Genomic DNA, 26,999 nt, shown 5'->3' with positions numbered 1-26,999 from the left:
CACAGGTTGGCGCCGTAACGACGCCGACACACAGGCTCGCCACGCCGGCAGCGAGCCCACCAACGGCAGAAAAACTCTGCCCGGCCCCAGACGAGGCCGAAGGATATCTAGACAGTCAACCAGTGAGGGAAACACCCTATGAGAAGACTTAAGCGTGATCCGTTGGAAAGAGCATTTTTACGCGGATATCAATATGGCGTTCATGGCAAATCCCGTGAGCTTTGCCCATTTACTCTACCGTCGGTACGCCAAGCCTGGATCAACGGCTGGCGAGAAGGACGCGGCGACAACTGGGACGGTATGACTGGCACTGCGGGTATCCACAGACTCAACGAACTTCACGCCGTCGGCTAACTCAGGGCATTTAATTCCGACATACCACCTTTGAATATGTAACGACTTAACCACGCACGCCTGACCCAGGCGGCGGGCTTCGGCCCAGGGGCTCCTTTATGGAGCCCTTTTTATTGGATGGCAAAACCCATTGAGGCTAGCGTTTTTTGTGGGTTGCCCTATTGCCCGCTCTGTGGCGAGCAGGCTTGTCCTGCGTTGGGTTGCGCAGCAGCCCCAAAACCGGACACTCGGCTCCAACTGAAAGAACGCAGCGTCATGACTGGGTCTGCTGGCAGACTCGCGCGGGGCAAGCCCTAATGCCAGTCAGTTAAGCGCAGATCCCTTATGGAGTCGTCGCACCGCCGCTCCCACATTTTGTACAGCTTTCGGCAAACCATTCCGGTCGGCTCTAAGGCCGCCGCGCTTTTGCTTTTGATCTTGAGCGCCCCGTCAAACACGCTGGCCGAACGCAGGCTTTGGAGTGTGGGTAACCCGGCAGGACGCCGGGTTAGCCGCGCTGGGCCAGGGATGGCCCATCGCGGCGGCCCACGCTCCGAAGCCTGCGTTCGGGCACACCGAGCCTGGGCGAGGTGCCGAGTGTTGGGGCAAGAGCGTTTTGCTTACTTTTGCGCTTTTCAAAAGTGAGCCGCTGTAAGAGCGGAACCGCCAGCAGCCGTTACCGCAGAAACGGATATGTACACCGAAAAATCGTCTTCGCAGGCAAGCCAGCTCCCACATTTGATCGTCGTTGCCTTGAGCATTGCGTTCGCTTAACTGACTGGCATTAGGGCAGGCCCGCTCGCCACAATGGCATCCACCGATTCGCGAATCAGCGCGGGGCCCTTGTAGATGAAGCCGGAGTAAAGCTGCACCAGGCTGGCGCCGGCGGCGATTTTTTCGGCGGCGTGTCTGCCTTCGGTAATGCCGCCCACGGCGATGATCGGCAAGCGTCCGGCCAGCTCGGCCGCCAGCACCTTGACGATGTGGGTGCTCTGCTCACGTACCGGTGCACCCGAGAGCCCGCCCGCTTCATCCCCATGGGCCAGGCCTTCGACACCTGCGCGGCTCAGGGTGGTGTTGGTCGCGATCACCGCATCCATCCCCGAATCCACCAGCGCCTGGGCCACCAGCACGGTCTCTGCGTCGCTCATGTCCGGGGCAATCTTGATCGCCAGCGGCACGCGCTTGCCATGCCGCACGGCCAGGTCTTCCTGGCGCTGGCGCAGGGCTTCGAGCAGTTGTTTGAGCGAATCGCCGAACTGCAGGCTGCGCAGGCCCGGCGTGTTGGGGGAACTGACATTGACGGTGACGTAGCTTGCGTGGGCGTAGACCTTGTCCAGGCAGATCAGGTAGTCATCCACCGCGCGCTCGACCGGGGTGTCGAAGTTCTTGCCGATATTGATGCCCAGGATGCCCTTGTACTTTGCCGCCTGAACCCGCGACAGCAGGTGATCGACGCCCAGGTTGTTAAAGCCCATGCGGTTGATGATCGCCTCGGCTTCCGGCAGACGGAAGATGCGCGGCTTGGGGTTGCCCGGCTGCGGCCGTGGGGTCACGGTGCCGATTTCGACAAAACCAAAACCCAACTGGGCAAAGCCGTCGATGGCCGCGCCGTTCTTGTCCAGGCCGGCTGCCAGCCCGACCGGGTTGGGAAACTCGAGCCCCATCACTGACACCGGCATTTTCGCTGGCGCCTTGCAGACCAGGCCATTGAGCCCCAGACGGCCGCCGGCACCGATCAGGTCCAGGGACAGGTCGTGGGAGGTTTCCGGGGAGAGTTTGAACAACAGCTGGCGGGCCAGGTTATACATGGGCGGGCTAGACTCGGATGGCGGCGAAAGGTGGCGCGATTATAGCCGGGGTGATCGCCCCGGTGCGAGGCGTGCCGCCCAATCGTCACTGACGCAGTGCGACCAGCGCCTCATAGCGGGCCCAGATTTTCTGCGCGTACTGCTCGCGCAAGGCGTCACGCTGCGGCCCCGACCCTGGCCCCGCATTGTAGGAGCCCACGGCCGTCCAGTTGTAACCGAAACGCTGGATAAACTCGGCGAGGATCGAAGCGCCCACTTCAACCGACAGGCACGGCTCGCTCAGCAGCCGCTCTTCGGTAATGCCCTGCTTGAGCAAGCGCGGCAGGTGCATGCTGTTGATCTGCATCAAGCCGATATCACGGCTGCCGTCGCTGTTCGCGTTGTTCATCGCGTTCGCACGGTATCCCGACTCCACCGCCGCGATGGCCTGCAGCAGCTCCGGTTCAATGTCGTAGCGACCGGCCACGTCTGCCCAGCAATCGGCCCAGGCCGGGCTGCCGAGCAGCGCCGCAGTCAATACGATGCTGCTGACCAGGCGTTTAATCATGCTGCACCTGGCCACAGGCCGAGCAGAGACGCGGCCCGTGCGCCCCTTCCCGCAGCGGCCTGAACTGGACATTCACGGCGCAGGTAAAACGATAGCCCTTGCCATAAATCGTCTTGATAAAGCCCTTGTCGGTCTTCAGGTACTTGCGCAGCGAATAAATGCAGCGGGTGAGCGACTCCTCGGACACCTCTCTACGGGGCCAGGCCGACTCCAGCAAATGGTCCTTGGTCATCAACGCACCGCCGGATGCCAGCAGCAATCGCAGCACATGCCACTCTTTGGGCGGCAACTGAAGGTCCACATTCTGCCCGGTCAACCGGCCATAGCCATGCAAGGTCCATCCGGCAAACACCCATGAGGCAGTCAGCTCATCATTCGCGATGGCCATGGGCACCTCGGTATCCATCTACTGACATTGAATTTCTTGCTTCCTGAATCGACCGATACGGCAACAGCAGGACTATAAAAACCTGATCGCCGAACGGAGCTAGGAAACTGCCTATACGCGTGAGGATTTCGAGAGTCACTAAGTAGGACTTTTCGCCGCGCGCAGATCACTCAGCGCCCTCGGGGTTCACGCCCATAAAGGCACGTCGCACGCGCTCGTATTGGGTCTCGGTCAGTGGCGGCGGTCCTACGGCGCCCGCCAGCAGCTTCGGCTCGCCGCCCACCGCGCGCGCCTGGATCACGAACAGCCGCACCTGGGCACCCCGGGCGCGGCGCATGCCCTCGTCATCACGGCGAAAAGCCCCCAACCACAAACGGCGGCCCTGAGGCACACGCACCACCGTGCTGATCGCGATGCGGCCCACCGCCCCTGTCGAACCTGGCGTGAGCTTGCCGGCCATGGGCCGCCCATCTTCAAGGTTCAGTTGCATCTCGATCTGGCTCGCATCGGCAAACCGCGGCAGCACACTGGCTTCGGTGCGATAGCGCACCGGTTGCCACTGGGCGTCGTCTTGCGCCGATTTGGGCAGGTAAAAGGTGTGGGCGTCATGGAACACCGCCGGGACGTTTTCCTGGGTAAGGATCACCGGAAACGCCACCACCCTGGCCTTGCGACGACGCTCCAGCGCAGCCAGTTGCGCCATCAGGCGGTTGTCATCCAGAGGGGCCAGCACCTGCGTTACTGAAGGCGGGTCGTTGCCCTCCCCGGACCAGGCGGTCGCCAGCTTTTCCAGCTCGGCACGGTCCACGTCGATCTGCCACAACGCCACCTCAATCGGCCGCCTGGGCGTGTCGAGTTGCGCCACCAGTTCCTCGATCACCTTCACCTGAGCCGGCGTGCCCTTGATCAGCAGGCTGTTGGAGTCGGGATAGGCGATCACCAGCAGGCTCTTGTTCGCCAGCGGACCTCGCGCACCGCCCTTGCGCTCGGCAGCCAGTACGGTTTCGATCATCGAGGCCATGCCGGGAACATTGACCTGCTCATCACCCAGGGCATATTGACGATCGGCCACGTGGGTGTTGAACACCTGCACCACGCCAAACGCCTGATCGCCCACTCGCACCTGAGTGCGCTGGCGATCCATCAGTTGCGCCAGGTGCAGCACCTGGTCCACATAATTGGGAGGGCCGGACACATAAAAGGTGGGCCCGGTGCTTTCGCGCAGGGGAAAGCGTGATTCATCCAACCCCGAACGGCGCATGAACCCGCGCAGCCGGTCGACCGAGATATGCCGCAGCGTCACTGCCGAGCTTTTCGCTTCGCTGGCGTCATACACACGCAGTACCTGGCCGTCGCTGTACCAGATCAGGCCATGCTGCTCGGCCACGGCCTGCAGGGTGTGCTGCGCGGCGCTCAAATCGAACACCCCGGAAACGCGCTTGCGCGAGACGTCGCGGCTGACCACCACGGGCAACCCCAAGGGCACTGACAATGCGCTGAACACGGTATGCAGGCTTTCATCCTGCGCCCGGTAGTCCTCGGCCGAGGCGAACGCGCTTGCGCACAGCACAGCCAGGCACAGCAACCGGCGCAAGCGGGTCATGACAGGGGAATCGATCGTCACCGTGGATGTTCCTGGCTGTATGGCGCAAAGAGGCGGCCATACTGAAAGCCGGTCGCGTTTCAATCTTGATGAGAAACTGACGGCCAGCCGCGCCTACGGGGCCGTGGCATGTGCCTTGCTAAGCCTTGCTCACTGGTTTTTTGATTGAAAAGGCGGCATTGATGAACGATTCGGCAGGCAGCGGCCCGGCCAGAGATCCATTGGCCTGGGTTCACGGCAGTGACGCCCCGGAAAAGAGCAGCCTCGATCTCGGATTCATGGCCTTGAGCGATTGTGCCTCGCTGGTGGTCGCGGCCACCCAGGGCTTTGCCCAACCCTACGGCTTGACCCTGAACCTCAAGCGCCAGTCATCCTGGGCCAACCTGCGCGACAGGCTGGTCAGCGGTGAACTGGATGCCGCCCACAGCCTGTATGGGCTGATCTATGCGGTGCACCTGGGCATCGGCGGCGTGGCGCCCACCGACATGGCGGTGTTGATGGGCCTGAACCAGAACGGCCAGAGCATCAATCTGTCCCACGGCCTGCAGGCACAAGGGGTGACCACTCCTGAGGCGCTGGACCACCACGTGCACCAAAGCCGCACAAAACTGACCTTCGCCCAGACATTTCCCACCGGCACCCACGCCATGTGGCTGTATTACTGGCTCGCAAGCCAGGGCATTCACCCCTTGCAGGATGTCGACAGCGTGGTGGTGCCGCCGCCGCAGATGGTTGCGCACCTGCAGGCGGGGCGCATCGACGGTTTCTGTGCCGGCGAACCCTGGGCCGCCAGCGCAGTGAAGCACAATCAGGGCTTCACCCTGGCGACCAGCCAGACGATCTGGCCAAACCATCCGGAAAAAGTGCTCGGCTGCACCCAAGCGTTCGTCGATCAATACCCCAACACCGCACGCGTGCTGGTGATGGCGGTGCTCGAAGCCAGCCGTTTTATCGAGCAGAGCCACGAAAACCGCCGTTCCACCGCGCAACTGCTCAGCGCCCGCGAGTACCTTGATGCCCCACTCGACTGCATTGAGCCGCGCCTGCTCGGCCAGTATGACGACGGCCTGGGCAACCAGTGGCAGGATCCCCATGCCCTGCGCTTTTTCGCCAATGGCGAGGTCAACCTGCCCTACCTCTGCGACGGCATGTGGTTCATGACCCAGTTCCGCCGCTGGGGCCTGTTGCGTGAAGACCCGGACTACCTTCAGGTTGCCCGCCAGGTCCAGCAACTGGACCTGTATCGCCAGGCCGCCGCCGTCGTTGACGTGCCTGCGAGCCGCCAGGACACGCGCAGCAGCCAGTTGATCGACGGCAAGATCTGGGACGGCTCCGACCCCGCCGCCTACGCCCGCAGTTTCCGTCTGCACGCCCTGGCGGACCACCCCAACCGCCAGGCCCGGCGCTGACAGGAGCACCACCATGTTGCGAATCCTGTTGATCAACGACACCCCGCGCAAGGTCGGGCGGCTCAAGGCAGCGCTGGTCGAGGCCGGCTTCGAGGTGATCGATGAGTCCGGCCTGACCATCGACCTGCCGGCCCGCGTCGAAACGGTGCGCCCGGACGTGATCCTGATCGATACCGAGTCAGCCGGGCGCGATGTCATGGAGCAAGTGGTGCTGGTGACCCGCGACCAGCCGCGGCCGATTGTGATGTTCACCGATGAGCACGACCCGAATGTGATGCGCCAGGCGATCAAGGCCGGCGTCAGCGCCTACATCGTCGAAGGCATCCAGGCCCAGCGCCTGCAACCGATCCTCGATGTGGCCATGGCCCGCTTCGAAAGCGACCAGGCCCTGCGTGCCCAGTTGCAGGCCCGTGACCAGCAGTTGGCCGAGCGCAAGCGCATCGAACTGGCCAAGGGCATGCTGATGAAAATGAAAAGCTGCAACGAGGAAGAGGCCTACACCCTGATGCGCCGCCAGGCCATGAGCCGCCAGCAGAAACTGATCCAGGTGGCCGAGCAGATTATTGCCATGAGTGAGTTGCTGGGCTGACTGTGGCAAAGCCTTGTGATGGGCAGACTGGTTTTGATTGTTGTTGTGGCGAGCAGGCTTGTCCTGCGTTGGGCTGCGCAGCAGCCCCAAAACCAGACGCTGAGCCGTATCAGGTACACCGCGTTTTGCTTGATTGGGGGCGCTGCGCACCCCAACGCGGGGCAAGCCCGCTCGCCACAGGAGGCTTGTTCTGCACAAAGTTTAGTGTTGGCGCAGGACTTGCTAAGCATTCATCACAGGTAGCCAACGGCGGTTGCCCTTCCACGACAAAGACGTCGCACATCCGGTTTGCTTTCGCGAACCCGATGGCGGCGTTTTTTTTCGTTTTGGCCTTCTGACAAGACCCCCAACCGTTGAGGTGCGTGATGAAATCAAGCTTCTGGAAATCCGGGCACACCCCGACCCTGTTTGCCGCGTTCCTGTATTTCGACCTGAGTTTCATGGTCTGGTACCTGCTGGGCCCGCTGGCGGTGCAGATTGCCGCCGACCTGCACCTGACCACCCAACAGCGTGGCCTGGTAGTGGCAACGCCGATCCTGGCGGGCGCGGTGCTGCGCTTTCTGATGGGCATGCTGGCCGACAAGCTGTCACCCAAGACCGCCGGGCTGATTGGCCAGGTGATCGTGATCGTCGCGTTGTTCGGCGCCTGGAAACTGGGCATCCATAGCTATGAACAAGCCTTGCTGCTGGGCTTGTTCCTCGGCATGGCCGGCGCATCCTTTGCGGTCGCCCTGCCCCTGGCCTCGCAGTGGTACCCCGCTGAACACCAGGGCAAGGCCATGGGCATTGCCGGTGCAGGCAACTCCGGCACGGTGTTCGCCGCGTTGCTGGCGCCAGTGCTGGCCGCCGCCTTTGGCTGGAGCAATGTCTTTGGTTTTGCGCTGATTCCGTTAGTGCTTACGCTGATCGTGTTCGCCTGGCTGGCGCGCAACGCCCCGCAACGCCCGAAAGCCAAAGCCATGGCCGACTACTTCAAGGCCCTGGGCGACCGTGACAGTTGGTGGTTCATGTTTTTCTACAGCGTGACGTTCGGCGGCTTCATCGGCCTGGCCAGCGCCCTGCCCGGCTACTTCAACGACCAGTATGGCCTGAGCCCGGTGACCGCCGGCTACTACACCGCCGCCTGCGTGTTCGGCGGCAGCCTGATGCGGCCGTTGGGCGGCGCCCTGGCGGACCGCTTCGGCGGCATTCGCACCCTGCTGGGCATGTACAGCGTGGCGGCGGTGTGCATCGCCGCGGTGGGTTTCAACCTGCCAAGCTCCTACGCCGCCCTCGCACTGTTCGTCTGCACCATGCTCGGACTGGGTGCCGGCAACGGCGCGGTCTTCCAACTGGTGCCCCAGCGTTTTCGCAGCGAAATCGGCGTGATGACCGGCCTGATCGGCATGGCTGGCGGGATCGGTGGTTTCGCCCTCGCCGCCGGCATGGGCGCGATCAAGCAAAGCACCGGCAGTTATCAACTGGCCCTGTGGCTGTTCGCCAGCCTCGGCGTGCTGGCCTGGTTCGGCCTTTACGGCGTGAAACGCCGCTGGAGAACCACCTGGGGTTCGGCCGCCGTGACCGCCGCGCGCGTCTGATGAGCCTGCAACTGAGCGTTGCCCAGGCCAGCGCCATTGGCCCGCGCAGTGAAAACCAGGACGCGCTGCGGGTGGTCACGCCCAGCGCGCAACTGGCCGCGAGCAAAGGGTACCTGTGCGCCCTCGCCGACGGCGTCAGCCAATGTGCCGACGGCGGCCTGGCCGCACGCTCAAGCCTGCAGGCGCTGGCCCTGGACTACTACGCCACACCGCAGACCTGGGGCGTGGCCCAGGCGCTCGAACGGTTATTGCTCGCACAGAATCGCTGGCTGCAAGCCAACGGCGGCGGCCAGCCGTTACTGACCACCCTCAGCGCCCTGGTGTTTCGCGGTCAACGCTTCACCCTCGCGCATGTCGGCGATTGCCGCGTGTATCGCTGGCTGGACGGCGAGCTGCAGCGCATCAGCGAAGACCATGTGTGGGAGCAACCGGGCATGCAGCATGTGCTCAAGCGCGCCCTCGGCCTGGATCAACACTTGGTGCTGGACTTTCTCGACGGCGAACTGCGCGCGGGCGAGTGCTTTCTGCTGCTCAGCGACGGCGTCTGGGCCACATTGGGCGAGCACAGCATCCGTGCGATCCTGCGCGAGCAAGCCGACCTCGACCTGGCCGTCAACACTCTGGTGAGCGCCGCGCATTTGGCCGGCAGCCAGGACAACGCCAGCGCGTTGCTGGTGCGCATCGACGCACTCGGCGCCGCCACCCTGGGCGATGCGCTGGTGCAGTTGCAGCAATGGCCACTGCCACCGCCGCTCAAGCCCGGCCAGGCGTTCGAAGGCTGGCAGGTGGAAAGTGTGGTGGCGCAGAGCCGACAATCGTTGCTGTACCGGGTCCGCGACGCGCAGCAACAGCCCTGGCTGCTGAAAACCCTGCCGCGCAGCCATGACAATGACACCGATGCGGGCCAGGCCCTGCTGTCGGAGGAATGGTTTCTGCGCCGGGTGGCCGGGCGCGCGTTCCCGCAGGTCCACCCCGCCAGCGGGCGTCAGCATGTGTACTACGTGATGCGCGAATACCCTGGGCTTACCCTGGCCGAGCTGTTCAAGCAGCAAGGCCCGTTGCCCCTGGCGCAATGGCAGTCCATCGCCGAGCGTTTGCTGCGCGCGGTCGGGCTGCTGCATCGTCGGCAAATCCTGCACCGCGATATCAAGCCGGAAAACCTGCTGCTGGGCGACGACGGTGAACTGCGCGTGCTGGATTTTGGCCTGGCCTACTGCCCGGGCCTCTCCGCAGACCCGATCAACACACTGCCCGGCACGCCGAGCTTTATCGCCCCCGAAGCGTTCAATGGCGAGCGTCCTGCGGCCCAGCAGGATTTGTACAGTGTCGGCATTACGCTGTATTACCTGCTGACGGGGCATTATCCCTACGGCGAAATCGAAGCCTTCCAACGCCCCCGCTTCCATCAACCGATCAGCGCCAGCCGCTATCGCCCCGACCTGCCGGACTGGCTGCCCCTGAGCCTGGAGCGCGCCGTGGCCGCGCAACCGGCGCAGCGGTATGAAACCGCCGAAGAATGGCTGCTGGTGCTGGAGCAGGCCGACCGCCGCGAACTGAGCGTGCGCCCGCGCCCGCTGCTGGAGCGTGAACCCTTGAAGGTGTGGCGCACATTGGCGCTGCTGTCGCTGCTGCTCAATCTGGTGCTGCTGTATGGGCTGTTGCACCACTAACGGGCAAAACGTTTCGGCTGTGGGTTTAAACGCCCAGTAAAACCGGGGTTATGCGGACTTGGCACAACCGCTGCATTAGCCTTCCCAACACCCCACATACAGCCGCCCCTTCAACGACGAAGGATCGAGCTTCCCGAGAGAACGGGACCGGACAAAGGCGTCCTCGCTAGGTAACTAGCGGGGACGCCTTTTTTTGTTTGCGCGTGATTGGTCGGAGAGCGACATGAAAAAACTCAAATTGGTGATGATCGGCAACGGCATGGCCGGGGTTCGTACCCTTGAAGAACTGCTCAAGCTGAGCAGCGACCTCTACGCCATCACCGTGTTCGGCGCCGAGCCCCACACCAACTACAACCGCATCCTGCTGTCGCCGGTGCTGGCCGGCGAACAGACCTTCGAAGAGATCGTGCTCAACGACCTGGACTGGTACCTGGACAACAACGTCAAGCTGCTGCTCAACCGCAAGGTGGTGCAGATCGACCGGGTCAAGCGCAAAGTCATCGCCGACGACGGCACCGAGGCCGAGTACGATCGCTTGCTGATCGCCACCGGTTCCACGCCGTTTATCCTGCCGATCCCCGGCAACACCTTGCAGGGCGTGATCGGCTATCGCGACATTGCCGACACCCAGGCCATGATCGACACCGCCAAAACCCATAAACACGCGGTAGTCATCGGCGGCGGCCTGCTCGGCCTGGAAGCCGCCAACGGCCTGATGCTGCGCGGCATGCATGTAACCGTGGTGCACATCGGCGAATGGTTGCTGGAGCGCCAGTTGGACAAGACCAGTGGTCAACTGCTGCAAACCGAGCTGGAAAGCCGTGGCCTGGTCTTTCGCCTGGGCGAACACACCCAGGCCCTGCACGACGCTGGCAATGGCCGGGTCGGCTCGGTGCAGTTCAAGAATGGCGACATCATCCCCGCCGACCTGGTGGTGATGGCCGCCGGCATCCGGCCCAACACCGAACTCGCGGAAAAATCCGGCATCCCGTGCAACCGTGGGATTCTGGTCAATGACACGATGCAAACCTACGACCCGCGTATTTATGCGATCGGCGAATGCGCCAGCCATCGCGGGATTGCCTACGGCCTGGTGGCGCCGCTGTTCGAACAGGCCAAGGTCTGCGCCAACCACCTGGCCCAGCTGGGCTTTGCCACCTACAAGGGCTCGGTGACTTCGACCAAGCTGAAAGTCACCGGCATCGACCTGTTTTCCGCCGGCGACTTCATGGGCGGCGAAGGCACCGAGACCATCACCCTCTCCGACCCGATCGGCGGCGTGTACAAAAAACTGGTGATCAAGGACGACATCCTGGTCGGCGCCTGCCTGTACGGCGACACCGCCGATGGCGGTTGGTATTTCCGCCAGATCCGTGAGAACCATGCCATCGGCGAGATCCGCGATCACCTGATGTTCGGCGAGAACGCCCTGGGCGATGTCGGCCATCAGGGCCAGGACAAGGCCATGAGCATGGCCGACAGCGCTGAAGTCTGCGGCTGCAACGGCGTGTGCAAGGGCACCATCGTCAAGGCGATCCAGGAACAGGGCCTGTTCAGTGTCGACGAGGTGAAAAAACACACCAAGGCCGCCAGTTCCTGCGGCTCCTGCGTGGGCCTGGTGGAACAGATCCTGATCAACACCGTGGGTGGCGCGGCCGATGTAAAACCCAAGAGCGAAAAAGCCATCTGCGGCTGCAGCGACCTCAATCACGGGCAAATCCGCCAGGCCATCCGCGAACAGCACCTGCTGACCATCGCCGGCACCATGAGCTACCTGAACTGGCGCACGCCCAACGGCTGCGCCACCTGCCGCCCGGCGCTGAACTATTACCTGATTTCCACCTGGCCTGGCGAAGCCAAGGATGATCCGCAGTCACGGCTGATCAACGAACGGGCCCACGCCAACATCCAGAAAGACGGCACCTACTCTGTCGTGCCACGGATGTGGGGCGGCGTGACCAACCCTTCGGAACTGCGCCGCATCGCCGACGTGGCCGACAAGTACAACGTGCCGATGGTCAAGGTCACCGGCGGCCAGCGCATCGACTTGCTCGGCATCAAAAAGCAGGACCTGCCCGGCGTGTGGAAGGACCTCGACATGCCGTCCGGCCACGCCTACGGCAAATCTATCCGTACCGTGAAAACCTGCGTGGGCAGCGAGTTCTGCCGCTTCGGCACGCAGAACTCGACGCAACTGGGCATCGAGCTTGAGCATGACCTGTTCAACATGTGGTCGCCGCACAAGGTCAAGCTGGCGGTGTCCGGTTGCCCGCGCAATTGCTCGGAAGCCGGCATCAAGGACGTCGGCATCATCGGCGTCGACTCCGGCTGGGAGATGTATATCGGCGGCAACGGCGGCATCAAGACCGAAGTCGCGGAGTTCTTCGTCAAGCTCAAAACCGCCGACGAAGTGCGCGAGTACAACGGCGCGTTCCTGCAGCTGTACCGCGAGGAAGCCTTCTACCTGGAGCGCACCGTGCATTACCTGCAGCGCGTGGGCATGGAACACATCAAAAAGGCCGTGCTGGAAGACCCGGCCCGGCGCAAGGCGCTGAACGAGCGCCTGCAATTCTCGCTGTCATTCGAGCAGGACCCGTGGAAAGAACGGCTTGAACAGCCGCTGCTGAAAAAGGAATTCGAGGTGATCCCCGTCAAACACCTGGAGGTGCAGGCATGAACTGGCTGGATATTTGCGCCCTCGACGACATCAACGCACTGGGCTCACGCATCATCAACGGGCCCAAAGGCGACATCGCGATCTTTCGCACCAGTGACGACGAAGTCTTCGCCCTCGACGACCGCTGCCCGCACAAGGGCGGCCCGCTGTCCCAAGGCCTGATCTACGGCAAACGCGTGGCCTGCCCGCTGCACAACTGGCAGATCGACCTGGCCTCCGGCGAAGCCCAGGCGCCGGATATCGGCTGCGCCCACCATCACCCCGCCCGTGTCGAAAACGGCAGGGTGATGCTGGCCCTGCGGGACGCCGGTTGATGGACCGCCAAGTCACCGCGTCCACCTGCTGCTACTGCGGGGTGGGCTGCGGCGTGCTGATCGAGCATGACGGCACGCAGATCCTCGGTGTGCAGGGCGACCCGAGCCACCCGGCCAATTTCGGCAAGTTGTGCAGCAAAGGCGCCAGCCTGCACCTGACGGGCGACCTGAGCGCGCGCGCGTTGTACCCGGAGTTGCGCCTGGGCAAAGGCCTGGCCCGTAGCCGCACCAGCTGGGATACCGCACTGGACCACGCGGCCAACGTGTTTGCCGACACCCTCGCCGAACACGGGCCGGACAGCGTGGCCTTCTATATTTCCGGGCAACTGCTCACCGAGGACTACTACAGCTTCAACAAACTGGCGCGGGGGCTGGTGGGCACCAACAATCTCGACAGTAATTCACGGCTGTGCATGTCCTCGGCGGTGGTCGGCTACAAGCGCAGCCTGGGCGCCGACGCGCCACCCTGCAGCTATGAAGACCTCGACATCAGTGACTGCGTGATGATCGTCGGCAGCAACATGGCCTACGCCCATCCGGTATTGTTCCGACGCCTGGAGGAAGCCAAGGCGCGGCGTCCGCAGATGAAAGTCGTGGTGATCGACCCTCGGCGCACCGACACCTGCGAATTGGCTGACATGCACCTGGCCATCCTGCCGGGCACGGATGTGGCGCTGTTCCATGGAATCTTGCACCTGTTGTTGTGGGAAGACTGGATCGACCGCGACTTTATCCAGGCCCATACCGACGGACTGGCGGAGCTAAAGCGCCTGGTACATGACTACACGCCGCAGATGGTCACGCAGCTGTGCGGGATCAGTGTCGAACAATTGCGTCTGTGCGCCGAATGGGTAGGCACCTCCCCTGGCTTTCTGTCGCTGTGGTGCATGGGGCTCAACCAGTCCACCGCCGGCAGCGCTAAAAACAGCGCGCTGATCAATCTGCACCTGGCCACCGGCACAATTGGCCGGCCGGGCTGTGGGCCGTTCTCCCTGACCGGCCAGCCCAATGCCATGGGCGGGCGCGAAACCGGCAGCTTGTCGAATCTGTTGCCGGGCCATCGGGAAGCCGCCAACCCTGAACACCGCGCAGAGGTCGCTGCTTACTGGGGCGTCGATGCGTTGCCGGAGCCGACCGGGCTGACGGCCATTGAGCTGTTTGAGCAGGTGCAGGCCGGTAAAATCAAAGCGTTGTGGATCGCGTGCACCAACCCCGCGCAATCGTTGCCGGACCAGACCGCTGTGCGCGCCGCCCTGGCAGCCTGCCCGTTCGTGGTATTGCAGGAAGCCTTTCGCACCACCGAGACCGCCGCCTACGCCGACCTGCTTTTGCCGGCCGCCAGTTGGGGGGAGAAAGAAGGCACGGTGACCAACTCCGAACGGCGTATTTCCCACGTACGCCGCGCCATCACCCCACCCGCAGAAGCACGGCCGGACTGGGCAATCACCGTGGATTTCGCCCAACGCCTGGAACAGCGACTGCGCCCGGGGCTGCCGAGCCTGTTCGCCTTCGAGCATCCGGCGCAGATTTTTGATGAGTTCAAGCTGCTGACCCGTGGGCGTGATTTGGATTTGTCGGGTATCAGTCATGCCCTGCTCGACGAACTGGGGCCGCAGCAGTGGCCGTTCCCCATGGGCGCGCGCAGCGGCACCTCGCGTCTGTATACCGACGGGGTGTTCCCGACCGACGGGGGGCGCGCGCACTTTATCGCCGACCCTTATCGTGCGGCCAAGGAGCAGCGCGACGCGCGCTTCCCGCTCACCCTGATTACCGGGCGCCTGCGTGACCAGTGGCACGGCATGAGCCGCACCGGCACGGCGGCGCAGTTGTTCGGGCATGTGAGCGAAGCGCTGCTGAGCCTGCACCCCGATGAACTGCGTCGTCATCGCTTCAAGGAAGGCGACCTGGTGAACCTCAAAAGCCGGCGCGGCAATGTGATCGTTGCCGTGAGCAGTGATGACAGCGTACGCCCCGGCCAGGCCTTCCTGCCGATGCACTGGGGCGACCGGTTTCTCAAGGGCGGCGTGAATACCCTCACCCAGCCGGCGTTCGACCCGCTGTCGAAACAACCTGAACTCAAGCACAGCGGCGTGCGCCTGGAGGCGGTGCAGTTGCCATGGCAGCTGTTCGCGCTGATCGAGGGCGATGTGCAGCAACACTTCGAGGCCCTGCGCCCGCTGTGCGAAGGTTTTGCCTATGTGAGCCTGAGCCTGGCCGGGCGGGAACGGCCGGCGTTGCTGGTACGCGCGGCACATACCGCAGCGCCCGAGCTTGAGCTGCTGACCCGTATCGACCAACTGCTGGGCCTGCACGACGGCCCGGTGATGGCCTACGACGACCCGCGCCGCTCGATCGGCAAGCGGGTGAAGATCGAAAAAGGCCGCATCACGGCCGTACGTCTGGCCGGTGAAACCCTCGCCCGCCACTGGCTGCAGAGCCTGTGGCTGGAAGGCCGCACCGATGAGCAGTTGCGCCGCTGGCTACTCGCGCCCTTGAGCGCAGCGCCCGGCGGTGCGGCGGCCAGCAGCAAGGTGTTGTGTAACTGCATGAACGTCAGTGAAAACGCGGTGTGTACCGGTATTGCCCAGGGTCTGGACCTGGATGGACTCAAGCAGTCCCTGGGATGCGGCACGCAATGCGGCTCCTGTGTGCCGGAAATCAAACGTCTGCTGGTCAGCCATCCGCAGCCAATCGCTATCAGTGTGTGAGGACAGGAATATGAGCGCAAAAGTCTGGCTGGTAGGCGCAGGGCCGGGGGATCCGGAGCTGTTGACCCTGAAGGCGGTGCGGGCGATGAACGAGGCCGATGTGGTGCTGATTGACGATCTGGTCAACCCGGCGGTGCTGGAACATTGCGGCGATGCGCGGGTGATTACGGTGGGCAAGCGCGGCGGCTGTCGTTCAACGCCGCAGGATTTCATCCACCGTTTGATGCTGCGTTACGCGCGTCAGGGCAAGTGTGTGGTGCGGCTCAAAGGCGGCGACCCGTGCATTTTCGGACGCGGCGGTGAAGAAGCCATGTGGCTGCGCGAGCGCGGGATCGAGGCACAGGTGGTCAATGGGATTACGTCGGGGCTGGCAGGCGCAACTAACTGCGATATCCCGCTGACGTTGCGCGGTATCAGCCGTGGCGTAACGCTGGTCACGGCGCATACCCAGGACGACAGCCGCCTGAACTGGCGCGCGCTGGCTGAAGGCGGGACGACGCTGGTGGTGTATATGGGCGTGGCGAAGCTGGAAGAAATACGCCAGCAGTTGCTGGACGGCGGCATGGCGGCGGATATGCCGGTGGCGATGATCGAGAATGCATCGCTGCCCCAGCAACGGGAGTGCCGCAGCGTGCTGTCGCGCATGCAGGAAGATGCACAGGCTTTCGCGTTGAAGAGCCCGGCGATTCTGGTGATTGGCAGGGTTGCAGCGGCTGAACAGGCGGCTTATGTCGCAGTGGCCGCCAGCGCCTGAGCAAATTGCAGACGAAAAAAAGCCCGGCCTGAGCCGGGCTTTTTTCTACTACTCAGTAATTACTGAGCGGTAGCTTCAACCGACGCTTCTACGCGACGGTTAACAGCGCGACCAGCTTCAGTTGCGTTGTCAGCAACTGGGCGGGATTCGCCGTAACCTACAGCAGTTACACGGCTAGGAGCCACGCCGTCTTTAACCAGGACTTGCTTAACAGCGTCAGCACGACGCTGGGACAGCTTCTGGTTGTAAGCGTCTGGACCTACGGAGTCAGTGTGACCAGCAACTTCTACGTTGGTGGACGGGTACTGAGCCATGAAGTCGGCCAGGTTTTTCACGTCGCCGTAGCTGTTAGGCTTAACAACGGCTTTGTCGAAGTCGAACTTAACGTCCAGCTCAACACGAACAACCTGAGCAACTGGAGCTTCTGGCTCTGGAGTTGGCTCTGGAGCTGGTGCTGGGGTAGGAGCTGGAGCGACTGCGCCAGCGTTACCGCCGAAGTTCACGCCCAGGCCGACCAGTGCGGAGTAGTCCCACTTGCCGTTGTCCAGACCGTAGTCAGCTTCAACACCGGCACGAGCGTACAGGTTGTTGGTGAAGTAGTACTTCACGCCGGTACCGACGGTGGCGAAAGTGGTCTGATCGCGACCGCTGTGGCCGTCAGCTTGCACGTTGCCACGGCTCTGGTGGCCGAAACCGCCTTCAACGTATGGACGCAGGCTGTCAACGCCGGCCTGACCGAAGTGGTACTGGGCCACGAGGCTGCCAGTGTCACCTTTGATCTTCTGGCTACCAGTACCGTCATTCGAACGGGTGTGGTTAGTCTTGTCGTAGGACAAGTTCAAGGACAGATCGTCGGTCAGGAAGTAACCAATGCGAGCGCCTGGGTTGAAGCCGTCTTCGATGTGCTTGACGCTATCGTTGTACTGCTTCTTGTAGAACAGCTCGCCTTCAACTGCGCCTTGGCCTTGTGCCAGAACGCCGAAAGAAGTTGCGGCAATAAGAGAACCAATGGCCAAGCCCAAGGTGTTTTTCAGTTTCATCCGTTAAATCCCCATCTGGTGATTGTAAAGCAGTCCCACAAACCGGGGGACAACTCGGCGACAAGTCTAACAGAACTTGCCTACACGTAAGAGATATTTGCCACGCACTAAGTTTCAGTCTCGTCCGCAAATTTCTCACGTAATTTATCTAGAGCACGTTTGTACCGCATTTTTGTAGCACTCAAACCCATGTGCATGATGTCAGCGATCTCCTGGAACTCCAGCTCTGCGACGAATCGCAGCACCAGAATCTCCCGATCGATCGGGTTCACATACACCAGCCAGCGATCGAGTCCGCCCTTGTCCTCGGGTGCCGGCGCCTTTTCTTCAGACGCTTCCTCAAGGGGGTCCAGACTCAAGGCGTCCATCAAGCGACGCTTTCGCCGTTCCTTCCGATACTGCGTGATGCACTCGTTGTACGTGATGCTGTAGAGCCAGGTCTTGAACTTCGATTTGCCCTCGAAGTTCTTGAGGCCGTACAGCACCTTTAGCATCACTTCCTGACAGACATCGTCCGCATCTCTATCGTTCCCTAAATACCTTGAACAAACGTTGAACAGAGTGCGTTGATACCTGCGCATCAATTCTTCATAGGCGCGCGTGATGTGAAACAGCTCCGTATGTGCACGCGCGACCAGCTCCTCATCAGAGAGCTCACGGGGGTCATAGCGCGTGGACAGCGTTTGAGCTTTATTCAAAACAAGTCGTGCCGACAGTCAGGTCAATGTCCGCTACGGCCCGGCAAGCCGGGTTCGCGGCGGCGTACATTAGCAGGGTGCCGGGTCAGCGGCTACTGACCTGCTGTTCAAGGAGTATCCGATTGGACAGCGACACCAGCTCGCCATCATCGGTCAGTACTGTCGTTTTGACGGTACCGATCTCCTCGATTTGCCCCTCGACCTCGCCTACACGCACATTTTGCCCTACCTGATACAGCTCACGCACGTAGATTCCCGCAAGAATCTGACCGGCAATTTCCCGGCTTCCCAACCCCATGGCCAGCGCAACTGCCAGACCAACGGTAATCAAAACAATCACAATCACGTGGTTGAGCAGGTCGGTCTTGACCTCCAACTGGCTGATCGCGACCGAAATACTGATGATGATCACCAGCCCCTGAGCGATTCGCCCCAGACCGGCAGCATAGTCCAGCCCCACGCCTTCGGCGGCCCCGCGTACCAGCCCATTGGCCAATTGTGCGAGTAAAACGCCTACCAGCAATACCAGCGCGCCGCCGAAAACCTTGGGCAAATACAGCGCCAGCATGTCGAGCGTAGCTGAAACTCGCTCAAGTCCAAGGGATTGCGCCGCCGAAACCAGAAATATCAGCAAAACGAACCAATAGACAATCTTGCCGATCAAGGTCGAGATCGGCACTTGCAGCCCGGCGCGCCCCAGCAGCTTGGTCAGGCCGGTGCCTGCCATCAAGCGATCCAGGCCCAGTTTCGCGAGCAGCTTGGACAACAGCGTGTCGAGCAGCTTGGCCACGACAAACCCCAGCAGCACCAGCACCAGGGCACCAAACAGGTTGGGAATGAAATTCGCCACCTTGGTCCACAATGCCGTCATCGCGGTGACCAGGCTCTGGGTCCAGAGATCAAGTTCCATGTTCAATCAGCCTTATCAGTGCGAGCAAGAGGTTTGCCACGGGAAACCGGGGATACGTGGGCCGAACCGTTGTTCAGGGCCATCATCAACGCCGGCACCCAACGCCCGAGCAGCCCGAACAGGTCTCCCGCCCCAACCTGACGGTTGGCGGTTTTCAATACGCGGCCCAGGCAGGCATCGTCATCACGGTTGGATGGCGAAGCATTCAGCATGTCACGCAAAGACTGTTCAAACGGATCGTGCATAAAAGACCTCTCGCAAGTGAATTAAAAGACGAGGGTTAAATTCCTGAGGTCACATCCGACCCTTCCTACGTTCAGCTCGTATTCAGGTCAAACCCAGCGCAAGCGTCGAAACAACCACCATTGCCCGAGCGCCACCGACACCATCAACAGGCACGCAATCGCGAATCCATAGGGGCTGGAGGAAAAAGGAATTCCCCCCACATTTATACCCAGCAGACCAGTGAGAAAACTCATCGGCAGGAAAATCCCGGTGATGATTCCGAAGCGGTACATGGTGCGGTTCATGCGCACGCTCAAGCGCCGGTCCTCGGCCTCAAGTACAAGCCCCACGCGCTCCCGGGTCAATTCCAGCTCTTCCAGGTAGCGGGTCAGGCTGTTGTTCAATTCGTTCCAGTAGTCGGCATCGTCGTCACAGAACCACGGCAATTTGATCCGCGTGAGCTGACCGAAAATATCCCGTTGCGGCGCCAGGAATCGCTTCAATCCAGCGGCTCTGCGACGGATCTGCAGGATACTGCCATGCTCCGGAGTATACCGTTCGTCGGCATCGAGTTTTTCTTCCTCTGAATCGACGATTTCAGACAGGTCGGTAACCAGATCCTGCACCTTATTGGTCAGGTACTGCGCCATATAAAGGATGAGTTCAGAGGTATTTTTCGGCCCCTTGCCCTCCGCCAGTTGCACCAGCAACTCATCAGTCGCGCGCAATGGGCGCAAACGCAGGGAGATCACACGGCTGGCAGAGGCGAAGATGCGCGCCGAGACCATGTCTTCCGGTTCGGCACCCGGGTTGAGGTTGACCCCGCGCAGAAACAGCAACAGCTCGGCGTCCGGTAACGGCAACAGGCGTGGACGGGTGTTCTCCTCCAGCAGCAGGTCGCAGGCGAACTCGCTCAATCCGCTGGATTGGCGCAGCCAGGTGCGGGTTTGCGGATGGCTGCGATCCCAATGCAGCCACAGGCTTTCCCGCGGCTGCAGTTGCAGGTCATCCAGTTCAGTCCGGGCAATCGAACGCGCGCCGCCTTTACCGTCCAGCACCAGGGCATGCACCAGCCCCCATTGCGCGTTTTCTTCCTCGAACATCCTCACCCCTGTCGGCTATTGCGGTTTATTCAGGCATCTTCAGCGGACTGGGCGACACGATCACACCGTTATTGTCGGCATAGATGTATTCGCCCGGACGAAATGTGACGCCGGCAAAGGTCACCACCACGTTCAGGTCACCGATGCCGCGCTTGTCGGTCTTCATCGGGTGGCTGGCCAGGGCCTGCACACCCAGATCGGTCTGGGCGATCACGTCGACGTCACGGATGCAGCCGTAGATCACCATGCCTTCCCAGCCATTCTTTGCGGCTTTTTCGGCGAGCATGTCGCCCAGCAATGCGCGACGCAGCGACCCCCCACCGTCGACCACCAGCACCTTACCGGCACCCGGCAGGTCAACCTGCTCTCGGACCAGCGAGTTGTCTTCGAAACATTTGAGGGTGACGATTTCGCCGCCAAAGGAATCGCGTCCGCCGAAGTTGCTGAACATCGGCTCGACCACCTGCACCAGATCGGGGTAGGCATCGCACAGGTCAGGGGTTACGTAATGGATCATGAAAAGAGTCCCTTGCGTCAAAAAGCTGTCTTTGGAAAGAAGCGTCTGCCTCGCAGGTACGCAACATCCCATCCGTTTCGCCGCAACGCAAGCGCGCAGCAGCGACTGAATATGACCAGAAGCGTTTAACGCGTCATAGCTTAGCCGCAACCGCAGATCAGCGAAAAGCCCCGGATCAAGCCGTGGCCATCAGCTCGGGCCGGGCAGCGGACAACGGTGTCAGCGGATCTTTCAGCCACTGCGCCGTCAACGGCCAGACTTCAGCCTGCGCGGCCTTGCTGACGAGCATTTCCACATGCCCGAAATCCCCGGTAAACCCTTGCCCACGCCCCAGGCACAGGTATTGGCGATGTTCGCTGCCCACTTGTTCGAACAGCTGGCGGCAGGCCCAGTCCGGGTCTTGCTCGTCGCCCGCGGCGCTAACCGCCAGCAAGGGCACATCGACCTGGGCCAGGCCCTTCCACCAGTCGGCATCAGCATCGCCAAACCGGCCAAACAGACCGTTCCAGCGCAACGCCTCGATCATCACGCCGGCGGGCTCGTCCTCGGGCCCGCGCTTGAAACGTGGTCCGGACACATGGGCAAAGCGCTTGAGCAACCAGCGACCTGCCCACTCCACCGGCGGGATTTTCAACGGCCAGTGCGTGCGGCTGACCTGACAGCCGAACAACGCCGCCGACGCCACCGCCGATGCTTCCAGGTGGCGCGCGCCCAGGGCGGCAGCCAGGGTGATGGCACCGAGGGAATGCCCGATCCAATGCGGCGTCTGCGCGCTTTGCTCACGCACGAACGCGCCGATGGCCGGCAAATCGTAACGCGCATAGTCGGCCACGCGATTTTTCGCATAGTCCTGATTACGCCTGGACAGCCCGTGGCCGCGCATTTCCGGGATCCACACATCAAACCCCTGGCGCGCCAGGTAGGCGCCCAGGCCGATGCCCTTGGGCGAGTACCAGAAACGCCGGTTGGAAAAACTGCCGTGCAACAAAATAACCGCAATGCCCCGGTTTTCCGGGACATCGGCCAGGCCCAGACGGGTCACTGCCAGCTCGACGGTGCCGTCGGGGCTGTTACCGGGTTTGAGGCGATACACGTCTTCACTCAGGTCGCCACGACGTTCAGCACTGATCAGGGCGACGGGAAACAGATTGCTGCTGCTTTGCATAATGCTCTTGCACAAAAAAGGGCGGCGTCCGCGAGGATTCCCGCCCTGTACAGATAAGAATGCCGGTCATCCGCAACGGGTGACCGGCACTTTTGACGTTGCGATCTTAAGCGGACGCTTGGCCTTCGGCGAGGAAGAACCAGGTTTCCAGCACCGAGTCAGGGTTCAGCGAGACGCTTTCGATGCCCTGCTCCATCAGCCATTTGGCCAGGTCCGGGTGATCCGATGGGCCCTGGCCGCAGATGCCGATGTACTTGCCGGCCTTGTTACAGGCCTGGATGGCGTTGGCCAGCAGCTTCTTGACCGCCGGGTTACGCTCGTCGAACAAGTGCGCGATGATCCCCGAGTCGCGGTCCAGGCCCAGGGTCAACTGGGTCAGGTCGTTGGAGCCAATGGAGAATCCGTCGAAGAACTCCAGGAACTCTTCGGCCAGAATGGCGTTGGACGGCAACTCGCACATCATGATCACGCGCAGGCCGTTTTCGCCACGGGACAGGCCATTTTCGGCCAGCAGGTCGACCACCTGGCTCGCCTCGCCCAGGGTGCGCACGAACGGCACCATGATTTCGACGTTGGTCAGGCCCATCTCATTGCGCACGCGTTTGAGCGCACGGCATTCGAGCTCGAAGCAGTCGCGGAAGGCTTCGCTGATGTAACGCGAGGCACCACGGAAGCCCAGCATCGGGTTTTCTTCTTCCGGCTCGTAGAGCTTGCCGCCGATCAGGTTGGCGTACTCGTTGGACTTGAAGTCCGACAGGCGCACGATCACCTTTTTCGGGTAGAACGCCGCCGCCAGGGTACTGATGCCTTCCACCAGCTTGTCGACATAGAAGCCCACCGGGTCGTTGTAGCCGGCGATGCGCTTGTCGACGCTCTCTTTGATGTCCAGCGGCAGCCCGTCGTAGTTCAACAGGGCCTTGGGGTGCACGCCGATCATGCGGTTGATGATGAACTCCAGGCGGGCCAGGCCCACACCGGCGTTCGGCAACTGCGCGAAATCGAAGGCGCGGTCCGGGTTGCCGACGTTCATCATGATCTTGAACGGCAGGTCGGGCATGGCGTCGATGGAGTTCTGCTTGATGTCGAAGCCCAGCTCGCCTTCGAAGATGAAACCGGTGTCGCCTTCAGCGCAGGACACGGTCACGCCCTGGCCGTCTTTCAACAGTTGGGTGGCATTGCCGCAACCCACGACCGCCGGGATGCCCAGCTCACGGGCGATGATCGCCGCGTGGCAGGTACGCCCGCCACGGTTGGTGACGATGGCGCTGGCGCGTTTCATCACCGGTTCCCAGTCCGGGTCGGTCATGTCGGAGACCAGCACGTCACCCGGCTGAACCTTGTCCATCTCGGACACGTCCTTGATGATCCGCACCTTGCCCGCGCCAATGCGCTGGCCGATGGCACGGCCTTCCACCAGCACGGTGCCGGTTTCCTTCAACAGGTAGCGTTCCATGACGTTGGCCGAGGTGCGGCTCTTCACGGTTTCCGGACGAGCCTGCACGATGTACAGCTTGCCGTCGTCACCGTCCTTGGCCCACTCGATGTCCATCGGGCACTTGTAGTGCTTTTCGATGATCATCGCCTGCTTGGCCAGCTCACTGACTTCCGCGTCGCTCAGGCAGAAGCGCGCGCGCTCGGCTTTGTCCACATCGACGGTCTTGACCGAACGACCGGCCTTGGCCTCGTCGCCGTAGATCATCTTGATCGCCTTGCTGCCCAGGTTACGGCGCAGGATGGCCGGGCGACCGGCCTCAAGGGTGTGCTTGTGCACGTAGAATTCGTCCGGGTTGACCGCGCCCTGTACGACCGTTTCGCCCAGGCCGTAGGCGCCGGTGATGAATACCACGTCACGGAAGCCCGATTCGGTATCGAGGGTGAACATCACGCCGGCGGTGCCGGTTTCCGAACGCACCATGCGCTGCACGCCGGCAGACAGGGCCACCAGCTTGTGGTCGAAACCCTGGTGCACGCGGTAGGAAATGGCGCGGTCGTTGAACAGCGAGGCAAACACTTCCTTGGCCGCGCGGATCACGTTTTCCACGCCACGGATATTCAGGAAGGTTTCCTGCTGACCGGCAAAGGAGGCGTCGGGCAAGTCTTCGGCGGTGGCCGAGGAACGCACGGCGACGGCCATGTCCGGATTGCCGGCCGACAGGGTGGCGAAGGCGGTGCGAATTTCTTCGTTGAGCTTTTCAGGGAACTCGGCCTCCATGATCCATTGGCGGATCTGGCTGCCGGTTCTGGCCAGGGCGTTGACGTCATCGACGTCCAGAGCGTCCAGCGCGGCGTGGATCTGAGCGTTGAGGCCGCTCAGCTCGAGGAAATCACGGTACGCCTGGGCCGTGGTGGCGAAACCACCGGGCACCGACACACCTGCGCCTGCAAGATTACTGATCATCTCGCCGAGGGATGCGTTCTTGCCCCCTACGTGCTCTACATCATGGACGCCGAGCTTATCGAGGGAAACTACGTACTCTACCAAGGTGATCTCTCCACTTTCTGTGTTGGAAAAGCTCATGGACGCCGACGGCTCAGTAGGAGCATTCGCCAGCGCTTGTGGCCTGGGCCTGGAAAATAAGTGAGAATGCGGCCCACTGCGGGACAGCAAAATCGCGCCTATCATATCCAAGATTCGCCATCAGCTTAAGGCCCAGGGCTCAAATGAAACGATCTGCTTTCTTTATCTCCGATGGCACTGGCATTACTGCCGAAACCCTGGGCCAAAGCCTGCTCGCGCAGTTCGAAAACATTACCTTCGCCAAATTCACCCGGCCTTATATAGACAGCGTGGATAAAGCGCGGGCCATGGTACAACAAATCAATCTGGCGGCTGAAAAAGACGGCTGCCGCCCGATCATTTTCGACACCATCGTCAATCAGGACATTCGTGAGATTCTTGCGACCTCCAATGGTTTCATGATCGACATCTTCTCCACCTTCCTCGCGCCGCTGGAGCAGGAGCTGAGCGAACACTCCTCCTATTCGGTAGGAAAGTCCCACTCCATCGGGCATAACTCCAACTATATGGAGCGTATCGAGGCGGTCAACTTCGCCCTCGACAACGACGACGGCGCACGCACGCACTACTACGACAAGGCTGACCTGATCCTGGTGGGCGTGTCGCGTTGCGGCAAGACGCCAACCTGTCTGTACATGGCCATGCAATTCGGCATCCGCGCGGCCAACTACCCGCTGACCGAGGACGACATGGAACACCTGACCCTGCCCGCCGCCCTGCGCGCGCACTCGCACAAGCTGTTCGGCCTGACCATCGACCCGGACCGCCTGACCGCCATCCGCAACGAGCGCAAGCCCAACAGCCGCTATTCGAGCTACGCGCAGTGCGAGTTCGAGGTGCGTGAAGTGGAAAATCTGTTCCGGCGCGAGAATATTGCGCATATCAATTCCACGCATTTCTCGGTGGAAGAGATTTCGGCAAAGATTCTGGTGGAGAAAGGGGTGGAGCGCAGGTTCAAGTAATCAACGCCCCCTCCCACAAAAAGCCTGATCAGCCTTACAGATGAAACCTTCCGCCACCCTGCCCCAGCGCGGTTGCCAACGCATCGAACCCCGTCCGCAACAACTGATCATCCCCGGACGTGTTACAGATACTCGCCCGAATAAACTGCGGCACCGCCGTCTGCCCCACCGCAAAGGCTTCTGCGGTGGCGATCAGGTAATTGTTCTGTTTGAGTTCGGCTTCTATTTCCGACGCGCGCCAGGGCTCCGGCACTTCGATCCAGAAGTGCGGACTATTCAGGTGAGTACGGTAAGCCAGGCCAGCCAGCAAATCCTCCACCAGCGCCTTGCGCCGGCTGATCTCACTGATCTGTTGACGCAACAGGTATTCCGCCGTGCCGTTTTCGATCCACTGGGTGGCCAACTCCAGGGTCACTGGCGTGGCCATCCAGCAGGTGGAGCGCAAGGCGGCAGAAATGCGGCTGACCAGCGCGGGCGGCGCATGCACATAACCCACGCGCAACCCGGCTGACACCGCCTTGCTCAGGCTACTGATCAAAATCGTACGCTCGGGCGCGAAATAGCTGAGAGGCGGCGGCCGGTCTTCCACCAGAACGCCGTGGGCCTCATCCTCAAGAATCAACAGATTGTGTTCGCGACAGACTCTGGCCAGCGCTTCGCGGCGCGCCACCGATAACACTGACGTCGTAGGGTTCTGAATCGTGGGTGTGCAGTACAACGCCGAAATTCGGTGATTACGACAGAGTTCATCCAGCGCGCCCGGCAGCACACCCTCCTCATCCATCTCCAGGCCGATCAGGCGGATACCGAGCATGCGTGACGCCGTGATCAACCCCGGATAAGTCAGCTGTTCGGTGACCACCGTATCGCCGGCCCGCAGCAGGGCCATCATGGCGCAGAGCAAACCGTGCTGACCGCCATTCACGCAGATGACCTGCTCGGGAATCGGATGGAAATCGCGCTGTACCAACCACTGCGCACCGGCTTCGCGGTAACGCGGCAGGCCCGCGTCCGGGGTGTAGGCGCTGATCTCCTGGAGAAACTTGGCGTTGGTCGACAGGGTCTGGAAGCTCTGTGCCAGGAACACCGTCTCCTGCCCGGGGATATGCATGTTGCGGCTCATGTCGAAGTACTGGCGCGGCTCCTCGCTGACATTGCGAAAGCCTTCATCGCGCTGGCGCTCCATCCCGCGCTTGCGCACGAAGGTGCCGTCACCGACCCGCGCCACCACCAGCCCCAGACGTTCCAGCTCGCCGTAGGCGCGGCTGATGGTACCGATGGTGACGCCCAGATTGTCCGAAAGCACCCGATGGGGCGGCAGTTTTCGTCCCGGTTCAATCAAGCCTTCAAGGATGCCCCGCTCCATGACATCGGACAGGCGCTTGTACTTGACACCCTGCCCGTTGGACAACCCCTCACGCATAATTGACACCATGTCAATATTTGTTTTGACAGTCATCTTTCGCCCTAATAGTGTGCTT

23 protein-coding genes are annotated in these 26,999 nt (G+C 61.8%); 10 read left to right on the top strand and 13 right to left on the bottom strand.

Going from position 1 to position 26,999, the window contains the following annotated elements; genetic code table 11:
- Window positions 1–138 precede the first annotated feature (138 nt).
- Window positions 139–354 carry a ribosome modulation factor gene (rmf, locus tag ACXX81_RS04955; protein ID WP_002553055.1) on the top strand — a complete coding sequence of 72 codons (216 nt, stop codon included), beginning with the start codon at window positions 139–141 and terminating at the stop codon, window positions 352–354.
- A gap of 749 nt (window positions 355–1,103) precedes the next feature.
- On the opposite strand, the gene ACXX81_RS04950 is transcribed toward rmf, so the two are convergent.
- The 4 genes from ACXX81_RS04950 to sctC all read right to left on the bottom strand — a co-directional run bounded on the left by ACXX81_RS04950 (window position 1,104) and on the right by sctC (window position 4,703).
- The gene (locus tag ACXX81_RS04950) at window positions 1,104–2,144 is read right to left on the bottom strand and encodes a quinone-dependent dihydroorotate dehydrogenase (RefSeq protein WP_458571297.1); all 1,041 of its coding nucleotides are present in this window, start codon (window positions 2,142–2,144) and stop codon (window positions 1,104–1,106) included.
- An 85-nt stretch (window positions 2,145–2,229) separates the two neighbouring features.
- Window positions 2,230–2,691 carry a transglycosylase SLT domain-containing protein gene (locus ACXX81_RS04945; protein WP_209983744.1) on the bottom strand — a complete coding sequence of 154 codons (462 nt, stop codon included), beginning with the start codon at window positions 2,689–2,691 and terminating at the stop codon, window positions 2,230–2,232.
- Complete coding sequence (locus tag ACXX81_RS04940; RefSeq protein WP_458571296.1) at window positions 2,684–3,079, bottom strand: winged helix-turn-helix domain-containing protein; 396 nt, start codon at window positions 3,077–3,079, stop codon at window positions 2,684–2,686. Before ACXX81_RS04940 ends, ACXX81_RS04945 begins: the two co-directional genes overlap by 8 nt.
- Window positions 3,080–3,245: 166 nt before the next feature.
- The gene (gene sctC / locus ACXX81_RS04935) at window positions 3,246–4,703 is read right to left on the bottom strand and encodes a type III secretion system outer membrane ring subunit SctC (protein ID WP_458571295.1); all 1,458 of its coding nucleotides are present in this window, start codon (window positions 4,701–4,703) and stop codon (window positions 3,246–3,248) included.
- A 161-nt stretch (window positions 4,704–4,864) separates the two neighbouring features.
- Here sctC and ACXX81_RS04930 point away from each other — a divergent pair, with 161 nt between their 5' ends.
- The 8 genes from ACXX81_RS04930 (at window position 4,865) to cobA (ending at window position 16,380) form a co-directional block, all read left to right on the top strand.
- Window positions 4,865–6,091 (top strand): CmpA/NrtA family ABC transporter substrate-binding protein, encoded by a 1,227-nt coding sequence (locus ACXX81_RS04930; RefSeq protein WP_231421452.1) that lies wholly within the window; start codon window positions 4,865–4,867, stop codon window positions 6,089–6,091.
- Between the two features lie 13 nt (window positions 6,092–6,104).
- The gene (locus ACXX81_RS04925) at window positions 6,105–6,680 is read left to right on the top strand and encodes an ANTAR domain-containing response regulator (protein ID WP_209983751.1); all 576 of its coding nucleotides are present in this window, start codon (window positions 6,105–6,107) and stop codon (window positions 6,678–6,680) included.
- Window positions 6,681–7,045: 365 nt separating this feature from the next.
- Entirely contained in the window at window positions 7,046–8,257 is a 1,212-nt protein-coding gene (locus ACXX81_RS04920; protein ID WP_003230331.1) for a nitrate/nitrite transporter, read from the top strand.
- Window positions 8,257–9,927: a bifunctional protein-serine/threonine kinase/phosphatase gene (locus ACXX81_RS04915; RefSeq protein WP_458571294.1), complete on the top strand. Its 1,671-nt coding sequence runs from the start codon at window positions 8,257–8,259 to the stop codon at window positions 9,925–9,927. Before ACXX81_RS04920 ends, ACXX81_RS04915 begins: the two co-directional genes overlap by 1 nt.
- A gap of 223 nt (window positions 9,928–10,150) precedes the next feature.
- A complete protein-coding gene (nirB, locus tag ACXX81_RS04910; RefSeq protein WP_209983755.1) occupies window positions 10,151–12,604 on the top strand; it encodes a nitrite reductase large subunit NirB in 2,454 nt (817 codons plus the stop codon).
- Window positions 12,601–12,918, top strand: coding sequence for a nitrite reductase small subunit NirD (nirD, locus tag ACXX81_RS04905; RefSeq protein ID WP_003230326.1), 318 nt, complete (start codon window positions 12,601–12,603; stop codon window positions 12,916–12,918). The genes nirB and nirD overlap by 4 nt, the downstream gene beginning before the upstream one ends.
- Window positions 12,918–15,626: a nitrate reductase gene (locus tag ACXX81_RS04900; protein WP_458571293.1), complete on the top strand. Its 2,709-nt coding sequence runs from the start codon at window positions 12,918–12,920 to the stop codon at window positions 15,624–15,626. The genes nirD and ACXX81_RS04900 overlap by 1 nt, the downstream gene beginning before the upstream one ends.
- A 10-nt stretch (window positions 15,627–15,636) precedes the next feature.
- A complete protein-coding gene (gene cobA, locus ACXX81_RS04895; protein ID WP_458571292.1) occupies window positions 15,637–16,380 on the top strand; it encodes a uroporphyrinogen-III C-methyltransferase in 744 nt (247 codons plus the stop codon).
- Between the two features lie 59 nt (window positions 16,381–16,439).
- Here cobA and ACXX81_RS04890 read toward each other — a convergent pair whose 3' ends face one another.
- The 8 genes from ACXX81_RS04890 to ppsA form a co-directional block, all read right to left on the bottom strand.
- Window positions 16,440–17,420, bottom strand: a complete 981-nt coding sequence (locus ACXX81_RS04890; protein ID WP_003230320.1) for an OmpA family protein — start codon at window positions 17,418–17,420, stop codon at window positions 16,440–16,442.
- A gap of 107 nt (window positions 17,421–17,527) precedes the next feature.
- Window positions 17,528–18,118, bottom strand: coding sequence for an RNA polymerase sigma factor SigX (gene sigX / locus ACXX81_RS04885; RefSeq protein ID WP_209983760.1), 591 nt, complete (start codon window positions 18,116–18,118; stop codon window positions 17,528–17,530).
- An 85-nt stretch (window positions 18,119–18,203) separates the two neighbouring features.
- Window positions 18,204–19,028 carry a mechanosensitive ion channel family protein gene (locus ACXX81_RS04880; protein ID WP_209983762.1) on the bottom strand — a complete coding sequence of 275 codons (825 nt, stop codon included), beginning with the start codon at window positions 19,026–19,028 and terminating at the stop codon, window positions 18,204–18,206.
- Window positions 19,029–19,030: 2 nt separating this feature from the next.
- Window positions 19,031–19,273 carry a CrfX protein gene (locus ACXX81_RS04875; protein ID WP_209983764.1) on the bottom strand — a complete coding sequence of 81 codons (243 nt, stop codon included), beginning with the start codon at window positions 19,271–19,273 and terminating at the stop codon, window positions 19,031–19,033.
- 87 nt (window positions 19,274–19,360) lie between these two features.
- Window positions 19,361–20,356 carry a divalent cation transporter CmaX gene (gene cmaX, locus ACXX81_RS04870; RefSeq protein ID WP_209983766.1) on the bottom strand — a complete coding sequence of 332 codons (996 nt, stop codon included), beginning with the start codon at window positions 20,354–20,356 and terminating at the stop codon, window positions 19,361–19,363.
- A gap of 25 nt (window positions 20,357–20,381) precedes the next feature.
- Entirely contained in the window at window positions 20,382–20,870 is a 489-nt protein-coding gene (gene rraA, locus ACXX81_RS04865; protein ID WP_139136753.1) for a ribonuclease E activity regulator RraA, read from the bottom strand.
- A gap of 178 nt (window positions 20,871–21,048) precedes the next feature.
- On the bottom strand, window positions 21,049–22,038 hold the full coding sequence (locus tag ACXX81_RS04860; protein WP_209983768.1) for an alpha/beta fold hydrolase: 990 nt from the start codon (window positions 22,036–22,038) through the stop codon (window positions 21,049–21,051).
- A gap of 106 nt (window positions 22,039–22,144) precedes the next feature.
- Entirely contained in the window at window positions 22,145–24,520 is a 2,376-nt protein-coding gene (gene ppsA / locus ACXX81_RS04855) for a phosphoenolpyruvate synthase (RefSeq protein WP_057009261.1), read from the bottom strand.
- A gap of 179 nt (window positions 24,521–24,699) precedes the next feature.
- Between ppsA and ppsR the strand changes: the two genes are divergently transcribed.
- On the top strand, window positions 24,700–25,518 hold the full coding sequence (gene ppsR / locus ACXX81_RS04850; RefSeq protein WP_003230310.1) for a posphoenolpyruvate synthetase regulatory kinase/phosphorylase PpsR: 819 nt from the start codon (window positions 24,700–24,702) through the stop codon (window positions 25,516–25,518).
- Between the two features lie 34 nt (window positions 25,519–25,552).
- Here the strand turns inward: ppsR and ACXX81_RS04845 are convergent, their stop codons facing one another.
- Window positions 25,553–26,977, bottom strand: a complete 1,425-nt coding sequence (locus tag ACXX81_RS04845; protein WP_231421446.1) for an aminotransferase-like domain-containing protein — start codon at window positions 26,975–26,977, stop codon at window positions 25,553–25,555.
- Window positions 26,978–26,999: the final 22 nt, after the last annotated feature.

This window comes from Pseudomonas sp. GNP013 (assembly GCF_054343995.1).
Note: the sequence above shows the minus strand (reverse complement) of the source record. Positions and strands in the feature narration are given on the sequence as shown.